The following is a 13,952-nucleotide window of genomic DNA, read 5'->3' as shown; positions in this document are numbered from 1 at the left end:
CTAGCGATCCTCCGCGGGTGCTCCGTCGACGCCTGAGCCGTCGACGAGCGCGAGCGCCGCATCCACCAGATCGGGGGCGTCGTAATCGAGCCACCGGATGCGGGGGTAGCGCTTGAACCAGCTGACCTGGCGCCGCGCGTAGCGGCGGGTCAGCTGCTGGGTCTGCGCGATCGCCTCGGCGCGGGTGAGTTCGCCGCGGAGCTCGGCCAGCGCCTGCGCGTAGCCGATGGCGCGGCGCGCGGTGACGCCGCGGTCGAGGCCGCGCGGGATCAGGTCGGTCACTTCGGCGAGGAGCCCGTCGGCCCACATGCGCTCGACCCGGGCATCGAGCCGCGCAACGAGCTCGTCCCGGGGAGCGGCGAGGCCGACGATGGCGGTGCGCTCATGCCAGAGCGGTGCCTCGTCCGGGAGTGCGCCGCTCACCGCTGTCCCGGTGAGTTCGGCGACCTCGAGCGCGCGGACGATGCGACGGCCGTTGCGCGAGCCGATTCGTGCCGCGGCGCCCGGGTCGAGCTCGGCGAGACGCTGGAACAGCATCCCGGGTCCGTGCTCCGTGAGCTCCGCCTCGAGCCGGGCGCGGAGCTCGGGGTCGGTTCCGGGGAAGCGCAGGTCGAAGAGCACGCTCGAGACGTACAACCCGGAACCGCCGACGAGGATGGGCACCGCGCCTCGCTCCAGGATGTCCCGGATCGTGGACCGCGCCTGGGCTTGATAGGCGGCGACCGTCGCCTCGTCGGTGACGTCGAGCACGTCGAGGAGGTGGTGCGGGATGCCGCGCCACTGGTCGGACGGCAGCTTGGCCGTTCCGATGTCCATGCCGCGGTAGAGCTGCATCGCATCCGAATTGACGATCTCGGCCGGCTGCCCTGCGGCGAGGAGGCGTTCGGCGACGGCGAGGGACAGGTCGGTCTTGCCGGTCCCCGTCGGGCCGACGATGGCGACGAGCGGCCGAATGGATGTCTCGCTCAGCGCTGCGCGTCCGTCGGGTCGTAGATCGGCATCGTGCCGACGCCCGGCGACGTGAGTGGTTCGCGCACGCGCAGGCTCGGGAGACCGAGCGAGACGCGGCCGGCCGAGGCGCCGGCCTCCGAGCCGTGCGCGGGGACCGCACAGGACTCGGCCTCCGCGCGATCCCAGGCGTCGCCTGCGCGCGTCCGGCGGATGCGCAGTGGAGAACCGTCGGTCGCATCGGCGATGAGGTGATGCGGCGCCGCCTGGGTCACACGGACGGTGACGACATCGCCGGGGCGCGGCGTCGCAGAACCGGCCGGTACGTCGAAATGAACGAGGCGGCTGTCGCGCGCGCGTCCGCTGAGCCGGTGGGTGTCGGCGTCTTTGCGTCCTTCGCCGTTGGCGACGAGCAGCTCGACTTCGCGACCGATCAGCTTCTGGTTCTCTTCCCAGGAGATGCGCTCCTGCAGCGCGGCGAGGCGCTCGTAGCGGTCCTGCACGATCTCCTTGGGCACCTGGTCCGCCATGGTGGCGGCCGGTGTGCCCGGTCGGATCGAGTACTGGAACGTGAAGGCAGATGCGAACCGTGCGGCCTCGACGACGCGCATCGTCTCGAGGAAGTCCTCTTCGGTCTCGCCCGGGAAGCCGACGATGATGTCCGTGCTGATGGCGGCGTCCGGCATCGAGGCGCGCACGCGATCGAGGATCCCGAGGAACTTCTCGGAGCGGTAGGACCGCCGCATGGAGCGCAGGATGCGGTCGGAGCCGGACTGCAGCGGCATGTGCAGCTGCGGCATGACGTTCGGCGTCTCCGCCATCGCGTCGATGACATCGTCCGTGAATGCGGCGGGATGCGGACTGGTGAAGCGGATCCGCTCCAAGCCGTCGATCTGCCCGGCCGCGCGCAACAGCTTGCTGAACGCCTGACGGTCTCCGAACTCGACGCCGTACGAGTTGACGTTCTGGCCGAGGAGCGTCACCTCGATGGCGCCGTCGTCCACGAGCGCCTGGATCTCGGCGAGGATGTCCCCCGGCCTCCGGTCCTTCTCTTTGCCTCGGAGGGACGGCACGATGCAGAACGTGCAGGTGTTGTTGCAGCCCACCGAGATGGAGACCCAGCCGGAGTACGAGGAATCCCGCTTGGTGGGGAGTGTCGAGGGGAACGTCTCGAGCGATTCGAGGATCTCGATCTCCGCGGCGTCATTGTGACGGGCGCGCTCGAGAAGGCTCGGCAGCGAGCCCATGTTGTGGGTGCCGAACACGACATCCACCCAGGGCGCCTTCTCGAGGATGACGTTCTTGTCCTTCTGTGCGAGGCACCCGCCGACCGCGATCTGCATGCCCTCGTGGTGCCTCTTGACACCCGCGAGGTGTCCGAGGTTGCCGTACAGCTTGTTGTCGGCGTTCTCGCGCACGGCGCACGTGTTGATGACGACGATGTCCGCTTCTTCCCCGTCGGCCGGGATGTAGCCGGCCGCTTCGAGGGAGCCGCTGAGTCGCTCGGAGTCGTGGACGTTCATCTGGCAGCCGAACGTGCGCACCTCGTACGTCCGCGCCCGGCCGTCCGGGCGGACGGCCGCCTCCGAGGGCTCGATGACGCTGCGTTGTTCCAGGATGCTCATGATGGCGACAAGTCTACGCAGCCGTCACTGGAAGCGGACGCCCGAGCCGCCACGGGAACGTCGGCCGCTGAAGGCGGCCTCCATCGCCTGACGGACGACCTCGGACGCGTATCCCTTGCGGGCGAGAAACGCGTGCAGCCGCCGGCGTGCCGTCTCGTCGTCGTAGCCTTCAAGCTGGCCGATCCGCTTCGTGGCGAGCTCGATCGCGCGTTCCAGCTCATCGTCCTGGCCGATGTCGGCCAGGGCCAGCCCGATCAGCTCGGGGTCGATGTGGCGGCGCTTCAACTCCTGCTCGATCGCCGAACGCCCCAGTCCCTTGCGGCTGTGCTGCGTGAACGCCAGCGTCGTCGCCAGGGACGCATCGTCGATCACACCCAACGTCTCGAGCCGGTCGAGCTCCGGACCGTAGACCTCCGGCGGGATCTCGCGACGGATCAGCACCTGTTCCAGTTCCCACCGCGACATCCCGCGCCGTGCGAGTTGGCGGATGGCGACGCCGGACGTCTTGCGCGCCTGGCATGCCGTCTCCTCGTCCTCCTCAGCGGCAGCTTCTGCCGTTGTCGAGCTGGGTCCCCCGCCCCAGGTGTTGTTCCACCCGCCGTTGGACACCGTGGAGTCGCGTTGCCTGCTCTCACTCGGCCGGCCGGCTCGTGGCTCGCCGCCACTCGGCTCTGCGGAGCGCAGTCCGACGACCGGACGAGCGACCTTCCCCCGCGACGGATGGTCGTCGCCGGCGCTCCGGCCCGGCGCGGATCGCCGGAGAGGAGTCACCGGAGCGAGACGCTCCTGCGCGTCGCCCGACGACGCGTCGCCCTCAGACGACGACGGAAACTTCACCACCACGAGGATCTCCTTCGGGAGGCGACGGACACGCTCAAGCGCCCTTGCGCGCCTGCAGCTTCTCTTCGATCGACCCGACGTTCGACGGCGCTTCCACCACCGCGTTCGGGTCGGCGACGATGCCCAGCTTGATCTTGATCTTCTGCTCGATCTCCGCCGCGACGTCCGGGTTCGCGATCAGGAAGTTGCGCGAGTTCTCCTTGCCCTGGCCGAGCTGGTCGCCCTCGTAGGTGTACCAGGCGCCCGACTTCTTGACGAGACCGTGCTCGACACCGAAGTCGAGCAGGCTGCCCTCACGCGAGATACCGACACCGTAGAGGATGTCGAACTCGGCCTGCTTAAAGGGCGGAGCCATCTTGTTCTTGACGACCTTGACGCGGGTTCGGTTGCCGACCGCTTCAGTGCCGTCCTTCAGAGTCTCGATGCGCCGGATGTCGAGGCGGACCGAGGCGTAGAACTTGAGCGCCTTACCACCGGCCGTCGTCTCGGGGCTGCCGAAGAACACACCGATCTTCTCGCGCAGCTGGTTGATGAAGATCATCGTGGTGTTGGTCTGGCTGAGACCGCCGGTGAGCTTGCGGAGCGCCTGCGACATCAGTCGGGCCTGAAGGCCGACGTGCGAGTCGCCCATCTCGCCCTCGATCTCGGCGCGCGGCACGAGGGCCGCCACGGAGTCGATGACGATGAGGTCGATGGACCCCGAACGCACCAGCATGTCTGCGATCTCGAGCGCCTGCTCACCGGTGTCGGGCTGTGACACCAAGAGCGCGTCGATGTCGACGCCGAGCTTGCGGGCGTACTCCGGGTCGAGCGCGTGCTCGGCGTCGATGAAGGCGGCGATGCCGCCTGCGCGCTGCGCGTTGGCGATCGCATGGAGCGTCAGCGTGGTCTTACCCGACGACTCCGGGCCGTAGATCTCGATGATGCGGCCGCGCGGGAGACCGCCGATGCCGAGTGCGACGTCGAGTGCGATCGATCCGGTGGGAACGACCTCGACCGGTGCACGCTCGTCGCTGCCCAGTCGCATGACCGAGCCTTTTCCGAACTGGCGGTCGATCTGCGCGAGGGCGGTCTCAAGCGCCTTCTCGCGGTCTGCGGGTGATGGCATTGCGGTTCTCCTTCGTGGCTTCGCTACGGTTCGACTCTAGGAGTGACGTCCGACACTCGAAGCGAAGGACGTGCGATCTGTGGACAACCGGTTTTCGACTGCCGTTGTGAAGAAGTGTAGCCAGATCCGAACATATCTTCGAGAGGTCGGGATCGGCGTGTCGCAAGCCCTCAGCGCTTGGGCGCGGGCTTTCCCGCCCCGTACCAATGCGAGGCCGGCACCCCGGCCTCCTTGCACAGGGCCAGCCAGACCTCGCGCGGCGCTCTGCCGGCGGCGAGGGCCTCCGCGGCTGTCCGGCCACCGAGCTCGCCGAGCACGAGATCGGTGAGGAGCGCCTGGCCGTAGGAGCGGCCGAACTCGTCCGACACGGCTCGCTGGAACTCGCTGAGCTTCATGGGTCCTTACTTCAGAAGAGTGGAGGGAGGGAAAACGAAGGACGCCCCGCAGTCGCGGGGCGTCCTCCCAGGCGTTCTGATCAGCGCGCGACCAGATCCGAGCCCATCGCGGTGACGAACTCGTCCGGAACGGTATCCGGAATCACCGGCTCGAGACCCTCGAGGACGGCGATCCGATCACCGACCTCGCGCATGATGACGGAGACCGGGGTCTCCAGCGCGTCGGCCACCGAGGCGAGGATCTCACTCGACGCCTCCTTCTGACCGCGCTCGACCTCGCTGAGATAGCCCAGCGCGACGCTCGCCTTACTGGCGACCTGGCGGAGCGTGCGACCCTTTTGCAGGCGGAAGTCCCTGAGCACGTCGCCGATTTCCTGACGTACAAGAATCATTCGGAGCCTCCCTCTCTTACCCTGCCGACGTATCGATGGGATACGAATGTACCGCATCCTCTGTTCCACGATATCGAGGGCTACTGGGCTTTTCTTGTGAATGCAGCAGGTGTAACGAGCCGGAAACGCCCCGTATTCCCGCGGTAATACGGCTATTTATACAATCGTTATGCCAAGCTCGGAGGCCAGCGCCCCGACGGCCTCGGCGACCGTCCGGCGGCGGATCTCTTCACGGTTCCCGGACAGGCTCAGCGCGATCGAACGCGCCCCCGCCGCCGTTGCGATCCCGAGGTAGACGGTGCCCACCGGCTGGCCGCCTTGCGGGTCCGGCCCGGCGACCCCGGTCGTGGCGACGCCGAGATCCGCCGGACGCCCATCCACCGCGAGCCGCTCCCGCACGCCGGCTGCGAGCTGGCGCGCGACCTTGGGATGCACGGGCCCTTCGGCGGCGAGCAGCGCGGCATCCACGCCGAGGAGCGAGTGCTTGAGCTCGGTGGCGTAGACGACGGCTCCCCCGAGCACGACAGCGGACGCGCCGGGCACGCTCGTCAGCTCAGCGGTCAGCATCCCTCCGGTCAAGGACTCGGCGACAGCGATGGTGAGGCCTCGGTCGATCAGCGCGCGGACCACCCGGACCGTGCCGTCCCGCTCAGCCGACGGCACGCTTCGCCCTCCGCCCCTTCCAGGCCTGCCAGAGGTAGTCGATGCCCGTCCACACCGTCAGGACGACGGCCGCCGTCATGACGATGCCGTTCACCCAGAAGACCCAGTCCCCCAGGATCGTCCAGAGCGGCGCGAGCGCCAGCGAGATGGCGACGGACTGGACGATGGTCTTGATCTTGCCTCCGCGCGATGCTGCGATGACGCCCTGGCGGATGACGACGAAGCGGTAGACGGTGATGCCGACCTCGCGCACGAGGATGACGACCGTGACCCACCACGGCAGCTCGCCGAGCAGCGAGAGCGCGATGAGCGCACCCCCGGTCAGCACCTTGTCGGCGATCGGGTCGAGGAGCTTGCCGAGATCGGTGACCGTTCCGTTGCGGCGGGCGAGCGCCCCATCCACACCGTCCGTCGCGATCGCCAGGATGAACAGCACGGTCGCGGCCCAGCGCAGCCACCCGTCGTGGCCGGCGTCGGCGAGCAGCATCCAGAAGAACAGCGGAGCGAGCAGGATGCGCACGATCGTGATCGCGTTGGGCAGGTTCCAGTTGCTCACGCGGTCTGCTCCGCCGTCCGCCGCAGCGGGCGGAGGCGTGTCGGGCACCGACATCGCGGTCTTCTACTCTCTGCCGGTCAACTGCCAGGCGTCGTCGTCCGAGTCGCCGTCGACCTCAGGATAACCCGCGGTCATCTCGGCGACGGGGTCGACGCCGTACCGGTCCTCCTCGGCCGCGGGTACCGGCTCGACCGGACGCGGCACGGGCGACGCCGCCTGGGGCGCACCACCGGGCGGCTCCTCGCCTCGCAGCCGGGCGATGACCTGCGGGAGCTGCTCGGCAGTGACCAGCACGTCGCGGGCCTTCGATCCCTCGGACGGCCCGACGATCTCGCGCGACTCCAGCAGGTCCATGAGGCGGCCGGCCTTGGCGAAGCCCACCCGCAGCTTGCGCTGCAGCATCGACGTGGAACCGAACTGCGAGGACACGACCAGCTCGGCCGCCGCGAGCAGAAGCTCGAGGTCGTCGCCGATGTCGGAGTCGATCTGCTTGCGCTCCGCACCGACCGTGACATCCTGCCGGTACTCCGGCCGCGCCTGCCGCGTGACGTGCTCGACCACCTTCTGGATCTCGGCCTCGTTGACCCATGCGCCCTGCACGCGGATCGCCTTGGACGCGCCCATCGGCAGGAAGAGCCCGTCGCCCTGCCCGATCAGCTTGTCCGCACCCGGCTGGTCGAGGATGACGCGCGAGTCGGTGACGCTGGTGACCGCGAACGCGAGGCGGGACGGCACGTTCGCCTTGATGAGGCCGGTGACGACGTCGACCGACGGCCGCTGCGTCGCGAGGACCAGGTGGATGCCGGAGGCACGCGCGAGCTGGGTGATGCGGACGATCGAGTCCTCCACATCGCGCGGAGCGACCATCATCAGGTCGGCGAGCTCATCGACGACCACGAGGAGGTAGGGGTACGGCTTGAGCTTCCGCTCGCTTCCCGCCGGCAGCACGATCTCGTTGTCGACCACGGCGCGGTTGAAGTCGTCGATGTGACGGAAGCCGAAGCTCGCCAGGTCGTCGTACCGCATGTCCATCTCCTTCACGACCCACTGCAGCGCTTCCGCCGCCTTCTTCGGGTTCGTGATGATGGGGGTGATGAGGTGCGGGACGCCGCCGTAGATCGTCAGCTCGACGCGCTTGGGGTCGATGAGCACCATCCGCACCTCGGACGGCTTTGCACGCATCAGGAGGCTCGTGATCATCGAGTTGACGAAGCTGGACTTTCCGGAGCCGGTGGAGCCGGCGACCAGGAGGTGCGGCATCTTCGCCAGGTTCGCCACCACGTAGCCGCCGCCGACGTCCTTGCCGACGCCGATCGTCATCGGGTGGACGCTCTTGGTCGCGGCCGGCGAGCGCAGGACATCGCCGAGCGACACGATCTCGCGGTCGCTGTTGGGGATCTCCACGCCGATCGCGCTCTTGCCCGGGATGGGCGACAGGATGCGCACCTCGTTGCTCGCCACGGCGTACGAGAGGTTCTTGCTGAGGGCGGTGACGCGCTCGACCTTGACGCCCGGGCCGAGCTCGATCTCGTACTGCGTGACGGTCGGGCCGCGGGAGTAGCCGGTGACCTTCGCATCCACCCCGAACTGCGTCAGCACCTCGGTGATGGCCGCGACGATCTCGTCGTTCGCGCCCGAGCGCGTCTTGGCGGGCGTCCCGGCCGAGAGCATGGACGCCGATGGCAGGTTGTAGGGGGCCGTCGGCTGCGGCAGAGCCGGCGGTGCGGCGTCCTCGTCGAAGTCCTCGGCGCCCGCCTGGAAACCCGGAAGCACCGCGGCAGCGCCGGGGAGGCCGGCAGCACCGGCAAGGCCGGCAGCACCAGGAAGCGGCGCCACGGCGGTGGGCGGCTGCTCTCCCGTGAACCGCTGCAGCGCGTCCTCGGCGTGCGCGAGCTCGCTCAGCACCTCGGTGTTGTAATGATCGCTCGTCGGGTCGGGCTCGAGGGCCGTCGCAAACTCGCCCTTCCCGCGCTCGCCCTTCCCGAAGACCTCCGTGAGTCCGTCCACCGGCTCCGCGTCGTACTCGGGGTCCTCCTCGCGCTGCGACTTGTTGCGCCGCCACCACGGGAGGTTGCCCTCCGGTTCCGGCTCGTCGTCCACACCGTCGAGCTCGACCTGCTTGGTGCGCGCCTCTTTGCCGCTCTTCGCCTCCTGGCGCTCGTCCTCCGTCGGGAGCTGGGCCCCGAACAGGTAGGCGTACAACTCGCGGATGCGCGCCGGCAGCTTGTTCGGCGGCGTCTTGGTGATGATGAACAGGCTCAGGATGAGCAGCAGGATGACGACGGCGCCCGCGCCGTACGGCGTGATCACCAGGGAGAGCGGCGCCGAGACCAGCCAGCCGAGCACGCCGCCCGCCTGAGCCAGCGCCGCCATACCGTCGCTGGGCGAGGGATGCGGGCTGAACAGGTGGCAGAGGCCGGACACCATGAGGAGCAGGATGCTGAGGCCGATCCCGATCCTCGTGTTGTCGTCGACGGAACTGGGATGCCGGAACAGCCAGGCGGCGAACAGCACCATCACGACGGGCAGGGCGAAGGCGACGCGGCCGAACAGGCCGCCGAAGGTCCACGCGTCGAGCATGCGGGCGACCTGGTCGTTGATCAGGAACCACTCCACGACGGCGCCGGCGATGGCGAGCAGGACGAGGAAGAAGGGGAAGCCGTCGCGCCGCTCCTCTTTGCTGAGCTTCTCGGGCCCGAGCGCGCGGAAGGCGGCGCCCGTGAGGTGCGCCAGGCCCATCCACGCGCGGAGGAGAGGACTCGACCCCGCGTCGGCTGCCGGGTAGGCGACCGTCTTCTGCTGGGCGGTCTTCGCTGCCGGCTTGCGCGCGGTCGACCCGCCGCGACCGGAGTTCCGGGCGCGGGAATTCGACTTGGTGCTCGTGGCCATGGAGTCCACGCTACGGCGTACCCCCGTCATCCCGGGGTTCCCGCGCCTGGATTGTGGAAAATCCGCTCCGTCAGCGGACGGTGCGCACCATCGTGTCGGCGTTCGCGCCGGATGCGACGGCGACGTAACCCTCGCTCGTGTAGAGGCGCTGCGCGAAGTTCGTCCGCTCGACGCTGAGGCTGAGCCGTGCGTACCCGTGCGCGGAGGCGGCGAGGGCGAGCTCACGCAGCAACGCGCGCCCGGCGCCCTGTGCCCGCCACTGCCGGTAGACGCCGAGGGTGAGCTCGGGCACGCCGACCGCGACGAACCCGGACCCCGGGTCGTCGGCCGGGAACAGGCGCGCCCAGCATGCACCGACCGCCACACCGTTGGCATCCTCGGCGACACAGCCGAAATCGCCCGGCCGCTTCCAGCCCGCGATGTAGCGCACGAAGGAGGGGTCTTCCAGGACGTTCACCCGGGAGCGCGCCCTCTCCGCGTTCCCGTTGACCGCCTCCACGAGCATGTCCGCGAGCACGCGGGAATCCTCGCCGGTGGCGGGACGGATGCGGAACGCGCTCATGCAGGAACGCTACCGGCCGCCGCGTTTCCGCGGTGTAACGATCCCTGTCGCCACGGCGGAGCCGCCTACGCCTCGATGACGAGCGGGACGATCATCGGCCGGCGCCGGTAGCTCGTGTTCACCCAGCGGCCGACGGTGCGCCGCACCACCTGCGAGAGGGCGTGCGAGTCACGGACGCCGTTGTGAGCGGCCTCGGACAGCGCCGCGGCGATCTTCGGCTTGACGTCGTCGAACACTGCGTCGTCCTCGGCGAAGCCCCGGGCGTGCACCTCGGGCCCGGTGACGATGCGGCCGGTCGCCGCCTCCACCACCACGATGATCGAGATGAAGCCCTCCTCGCCGAGGATGCGGCGGTCCTTCAGATCGGCGTCCGTGATCTCGCCGACGCTGGCGCCGTCGACGTACACGAAGCCGAGGTCGAGCTGACCGACGACGCGGGCGACGCCGTCGCGCAGGTCGATGACCGAGCCGTCCTCGGCGAGGATCGTGTTCTCCTCCGGTACGCCCGTGTCCATCGCCAGGCGCGCGTTGGCGACCAGGTGGCGGTACTCGCCGTGCACCGGCATCACGTTCTTCGGCTTCAGGATGTTGTAGCAGTAGAGCAGTTCGCCGGCGGCGGCGTGGCCGGAGACATGCACCTTCGCGTTGCCCTTGTGGACGACGTTCGCGCCGAGCTTCGTGAGCCCGTCGATGACCCGGTAGACCGCGTTCTCGTTGCCCGGGATGAGACTCGAGGCGAGGATTACGGTGTCGCCCTGCCCGACCTCGATCTGGTGGTCGAGGTTCGCCATGCGCGCGAGCACCGCCATCGGCTCGCCCTGCGAGCCGGTCGACATGTAGACGATCTCGTCGTCGGGCAGGTCGGCCGCCTTCTTGTAGTCGATGAGCACGCCTTCCGGCACCTTCAGGTAGCCGAGCTCGGCGGCGATCGTCATGTTCCGGACCATCGAGCGGCCGAGCAGCGCGACGCGCCGGCCGTTCGAGGCGGCGGCGTCGAGCACCTGCTGGACGCGGTGGACGTGGCTGGAGAAGCTCGCCACGATGACCCGCCGCGGCGCCCGCGCGATCACGGCGTCGAGCACGGGGCCGATGGACCGCTCCAGCGGGGTGAACCCGGGGACGTCGGCGTTGGTGGAGTCGGCCAGGAAGAGGTCGACGCCCTTCTCGCCGAGGCGCGCGAAGGCGCGGAGATCGGTGATCCGGTCATCCAGCGGCAGCTGGTCCATCTTGAAGTCGCCGGTGTGCAGCACCACGCCGGCCGGCGTGGTGATCGCGACCGCGAGCGCATCGGGGATCGAGTGGTTGACGGCGACGAACTCGAGCGAGAACGGACCCAGCTGCTCGACCTGTCCCTCCTTCACCGTGAGGGAATACGGCTGGATGCGGTGCTCCTTGAGCTTGGCCTCCACGAGCGCCAGCGTCAGACCCGATCCGATGAGCGGGATGTCGCGACGGAGCTTGAGGAGATACGGCACCGCGCCGATGTGATCCTCGTGCCCGTGGGTCAGGACGACGCCGACGACGTCGTCCAGCCGGTCGCGCACCGGTGCGAAATCGGGCAGGATCAGGTCGACGCCCGGCTGGTCCTGCTCGGGGAAGAGCACGCCGCAGTCGACGATGAGGAGCTTCCCCTCGTACTCGAAGACGGTCATGTTGCGGCCGATCTCGCCGAGACCCCCGGTCGGGATGACGCGGAGTGTTCCTGGGGCGAGCGCCGGAGGCGCGGCGACGGGGTTGGGCATGGGCCCTCCTGATTTCTGTGTTCGGTGTGCCTGTGTGGGGTGCGGGGCTTCACGCACCCGCGGCAGAGTTCTGTGTCAGCGCTCGTCGGCCGCCTGGGCGACCGTCAGCGCGTGGTCCCGGCGATCTTCGGGAGCGCCCCGCCGGCGGCCGCGTTGCGGTCGGGGCGGAAGTTGGAGAAGTCGACTCCGGGGATGTCCTTCACGAGGTCGAGCTCGTCCTCGATCTGCGCGGCCTCCCACTCCTCCGGCCCGACGAGCGGCAGGCGCACGCGCGGGCTGGAGATGCGGCCGAGTCCGTGGAGGATGTACTTCGTGGCCACTGTACCGGGCACATGCGTCATGACGGCACGCACCAGCGGTTCGAGCTTGCGGTGGGCGGCGGTGGCGGTGGCCAGGTCGCCGGCGTTCACCGCATCGACCATCTGCCGGTACGGTGTCGCCGCGATGTTGGCCGTCACGCCGATGAGACCGCTCGCACCGATGGAGAGATGGGGCAGGACGTTCGCGTCGTCGCCGCAGAAGTACATGAGGTCGGTCTGGTTCAGGACGCGGCTGACCTCGCTGAAGTCGCCCTTCGCATCCTTGATCGCGAGCACGTTCGGGTGCTTGGCGATGCGCAGGATGGTCTCGTACTTGATGGGCACGCCCGTGCGGCCGGGGATGTCGTAGAGGATCACCGGAAGGTCGGTCGAGTCCGCGATCATCCGGAAATGGGTCAGGATGCCCGCCTGGGTCGGCTTGTTGTAATACGGGGTGACGACCATGACGCCGTCCGCACCCGCCTTCTGGCTCTGCTGGTAGAGCTGGATGGCGTGCGCCGTCTCGTTCGAACCGCCGCCCGTGATGATCTTGGCGCGCTCGCCGGCGACCGCCTTGCCGACCTCGACCAGCCGCAGCTTCTCGTGGTCGGTGAGGGTGGAGGTCTCCCCCGTCGTGCCGGTGACGACGATTCCGTCGGCTCCGGCCTGGATGACGTCGTCGATGTGCTTTTCGACCGCGGCCCAGTCCACTTCGCCATCGGCGGTGAAAGGAGTGACCAGGGCGACGAGGACCTGGCCGAAGGGGTTCGGGGAAGCAGCCATGGCACCAGGGTATCGGGTCCATGTCACGAGAGGTCACAATCTCTGCACTGTGGAGAACCCCGGCGTAACGTCCCCTCCTGTGAACGGATTGCTCGCGCTCGGTGTCCTGCTGGCGCTCGTCGCCGCCGCGACGGCGGCCGGGCTCGTCTGGCGCGCGACCACGGGCCGCGCCAGGACCACCCGCGCCGGCCAGGTGGTGCACGCAGCGGAAGTCGGCGCGGAGGCGCTCGGCGATCGTGCCACTCTCCTGCAGTTCTCCACGGAGTTCTGCGCGCCGTGCCGGTCCACGGCGCGCGTGCTCGGCGCCGCTGCGGACGACGTCGACGGCGTCCGCCATGTGGATGTCGACCTCACCCACCGACCGGACCTCGCCAGCCGCTTCGGCGTGCTGCAGACACCGACGACGCTCGTTCTCGACGCCGCCGGCGCGGTGCGTGCGCGCATCGGCGGGGCCGCACGACCGGACGATGTCCGGGCCACCCTCGACCGAATCCTCGGGAGCGACCATGTCTCAGCCTGACCCGAAGTCCCAACCCACGGCGAACCCCGGCACCGGCGGTGGCGCCCCCCGGGGCATCGACCCGCGGTCGCCCCGTTTCGGAGCGGGAATCACCGCGGTGCTCCTCCTGATCGACCTGTTCCTCGCGCTCGTCGGCGCGGCGACCGCGGCGTCCGCGCTCCTGCTGGTCATCGCGCTCCTCTTCGCCTGGGGCGCCTTCGCGGGCGTCCGGCGGCATCCCTACGGCGTGCTCTACCGTCGGCTGGTGCGGCCGCGCCTCTCGCCGCCGACCGAGCTGGAGGACCCGGCGCCGCCGACCTTCGCGCAGGCGGTCGGGCTCGTCGTGACGGCGCTCGGGCTGCTGCTCGCGCTCGTCGGCGTCCCGTTCGCCGTGCCCGTGGCAGCGGGGCTGGCCTTCGTCGCCGCGTTCCTCAACTCGGTGTTCGGATACTGCATCGGCTGCCAGCTCTACCTGCTTCTCGTGCGTGCTCGCCTGATCCGGCGCGGCGCGGCCGCCTGAACGCGGCAGCCACGACACCGGGGCCGGAATGCTGATCCTCGCTATTGGGGCATCAGCCGAGAATCCGCCGAGCGCCGTCGCCGCTGTCGGACCCCCTCACTAGGGTGGATCACGCCCGTCCGCATCCGGCG

Annotated in this window: 14 protein-coding genes; 2 read left to right on the top strand and 12 right to left on the bottom strand. The window is 69.3% G+C overall.

What is annotated here, in order from left to right:
- From miaA to dapA, 12 genes are all read right to left on the bottom strand, one after another.
- Positions 1–954, bottom strand: a complete 954-nt coding sequence (miaA, locus tag BM287_RS07665) for a tRNA (adenosine(37)-N6)-dimethylallyltransferase MiaA (protein WP_090037417.1) — start codon at positions 952–954, stop codon at positions 1–3.
- A gap of 11 nt (positions 955–965) precedes the next feature.
- A complete protein-coding gene (miaB, locus tag BM287_RS07660; protein ID WP_090037419.1) occupies positions 966–2,573 on the bottom strand; it encodes a tRNA (N6-isopentenyl adenosine(37)-C2)-methylthiotransferase MiaB in 1,608 nt (535 codons plus the stop codon).
- A gap of 24 nt (positions 2,574–2,597) precedes the next feature.
- Positions 2,598–3,416 carry a regulatory protein RecX gene (locus tag BM287_RS07655; protein WP_244528015.1) on the bottom strand — a complete coding sequence of 273 codons (819 nt, stop codon included), beginning with the start codon at positions 3,414–3,416 and terminating at the stop codon, positions 2,598–2,600.
- A gap of 31 nt (positions 3,417–3,447) precedes the next feature.
- Positions 3,448–4,521: a recombinase RecA gene (recA, locus tag BM287_RS07650; protein WP_090037422.1), complete on the bottom strand. Its 1,074-nt coding sequence runs from the start codon at positions 4,519–4,521 to the stop codon at positions 3,448–3,450.
- A 170-nt stretch (positions 4,522–4,691) separates the two neighbouring features.
- A complete protein-coding gene (locus BM287_RS07645; RefSeq protein WP_090037424.1) occupies positions 4,692–4,916 on the bottom strand; it encodes a DUF3046 domain-containing protein in 225 nt (74 codons plus the stop codon).
- An 80-nt stretch (positions 4,917–4,996) separates the two neighbouring features.
- Positions 4,997–5,308: a helix-turn-helix domain-containing protein gene (locus BM287_RS07640; RefSeq protein WP_090037427.1), complete on the bottom strand. Its 312-nt coding sequence runs from the start codon at positions 5,306–5,308 to the stop codon at positions 4,997–4,999.
- Positions 5,309–5,464: 156 nt separating this feature from the next.
- On the bottom strand, positions 5,465–5,938 hold the full coding sequence (locus BM287_RS07635) for a CinA family protein (protein WP_170857473.1): 474 nt from the start codon (positions 5,936–5,938) through the stop codon (positions 5,465–5,467).
- Positions 5,939–5,957: 19 nt separating this feature from the next.
- A complete protein-coding gene (gene pgsA / locus BM287_RS07630; RefSeq protein WP_090037432.1) occupies positions 5,958–6,581 on the bottom strand; it encodes a CDP-diacylglycerol--glycerol-3-phosphate 3-phosphatidyltransferase in 624 nt (207 codons plus the stop codon).
- A 9-nt stretch (positions 6,582–6,590) separates the two neighbouring features.
- On the bottom strand, positions 6,591–9,416 hold the full coding sequence (locus tag BM287_RS07625) for an FtsK/SpoIIIE family DNA translocase (RefSeq protein WP_090037435.1): 2,826 nt from the start codon (positions 9,414–9,416) through the stop codon (positions 6,591–6,593).
- Positions 9,417–9,486: 70 nt separating this feature from the next.
- Positions 9,487–9,978 carry a GNAT family N-acetyltransferase gene (locus BM287_RS07620; protein ID WP_090037437.1) on the bottom strand — a complete coding sequence of 164 codons (492 nt, stop codon included), beginning with the start codon at positions 9,976–9,978 and terminating at the stop codon, positions 9,487–9,489.
- Between the two features lie 65 nt (positions 9,979–10,043).
- A complete protein-coding gene (locus BM287_RS07615; protein WP_090037440.1) occupies positions 10,044–11,720 on the bottom strand; it encodes a ribonuclease J in 1,677 nt (558 codons plus the stop codon).
- Between the two features lie 104 nt (positions 11,721–11,824).
- On the bottom strand, positions 11,825–12,802 hold the full coding sequence (gene dapA, locus BM287_RS07610; protein WP_090037443.1) for a 4-hydroxy-tetrahydrodipicolinate synthase: 978 nt from the start codon (positions 12,800–12,802) through the stop codon (positions 11,825–11,827).
- A 79-nt stretch (positions 12,803–12,881) separates the two neighbouring features.
- On the opposite strand from dapA, the gene BM287_RS07605 reads away from it, so the two are divergent.
- Complete coding sequence (locus BM287_RS07605; protein WP_090037446.1) at positions 12,882–13,322, top strand: TlpA family protein disulfide reductase; 441 nt, start codon at positions 12,882–12,884, stop codon at positions 13,320–13,322.
- A complete protein-coding gene (locus BM287_RS07600) occupies positions 13,309–13,821 on the top strand; it encodes a DUF4395 domain-containing protein (RefSeq protein WP_090037448.1) in 513 nt (170 codons plus the stop codon). The genes BM287_RS07605 and BM287_RS07600 overlap by 14 nt, the downstream gene beginning before the upstream one ends.
- The last annotated feature ends 131 nt before the right edge of the window (positions 13,822–13,952 follow it).

Source organism: Leifsonia sp. CL147, assembly GCF_900114565.1.
Taxonomy (GTDB): domain Bacteria; phylum Actinomycetota; class Actinomycetes; order Actinomycetales; family Microbacteriaceae; genus Leifsonia.
Note: the sequence above shows the minus strand (reverse complement) of the source record. Positions and strands in the feature narration are given on the sequence as shown.

What these genes read in the sequence shown, in the direction of transcription:
- miaB (WP_090037419.1), bottom strand. Translation starts at nt 2,573, where the DNA reads ATGAGCATCCTGGAACAACGCAGCGTCATCGAGCCCTCGGAGGCGGCC.
- recA (WP_090037422.1), bottom strand. Translation starts at nt 4,521, where the DNA reads ATGCCATCACCCGCAGACCGCGAGAAGGCGCTTGAGACCGCCCTCGCG.
- BM287_RS07645 (WP_090037424.1), bottom strand. Translation starts at nt 4,916, where the DNA reads ATGAAGCTCAGCGAGTTCCAGCGAGCCGTGTCGGACGAGTTCGGCCGC.
- BM287_RS07640 (WP_090037427.1), bottom strand. Translation starts at nt 5,308, where the DNA reads ATGATTCTTGTACGTCAGGAAATCGGCGACGTGCTCAGGGACTTCCGC.
- pgsA (WP_090037432.1), bottom strand. Translation starts at nt 6,581, where the DNA reads ATGTCGGTGCCCGACACGCCTCCGCCCGCTGCGGCGGACGGCGGAGCA.
- BM287_RS07625 (WP_090037435.1), bottom strand. Translation starts at nt 9,416, where the DNA reads ATGGCCACGAGCACCAAGTCGAATTCCCGCGCCCGGAACTCCGGTCGC.
- BM287_RS07620 (WP_090037437.1), bottom strand. Translation starts at nt 9,978, where the DNA reads ATGAGCGCGTTCCGCATCCGTCCCGCCACCGGCGAGGATTCCCGCGTG.
- BM287_RS07615 (WP_090037440.1), bottom strand. Translation starts at nt 11,720, where the DNA reads ATGCCCAACCCCGTCGCCGCGCCTCCGGCGCTCGCCCCAGGAACACTC.
- dapA (WP_090037443.1), bottom strand. Translation starts at nt 12,802, where the DNA reads ATGGCTGCTTCCCCGAACCCCTTCGGCCAGGTCCTCGTCGCCCTGGTC.
- BM287_RS07600 (WP_090037448.1), top strand. Translation starts at nt 13,309, where the DNA reads ATGTCTCAGCCTGACCCGAAGTCCCAACCCACGGCGAACCCCGGCACC.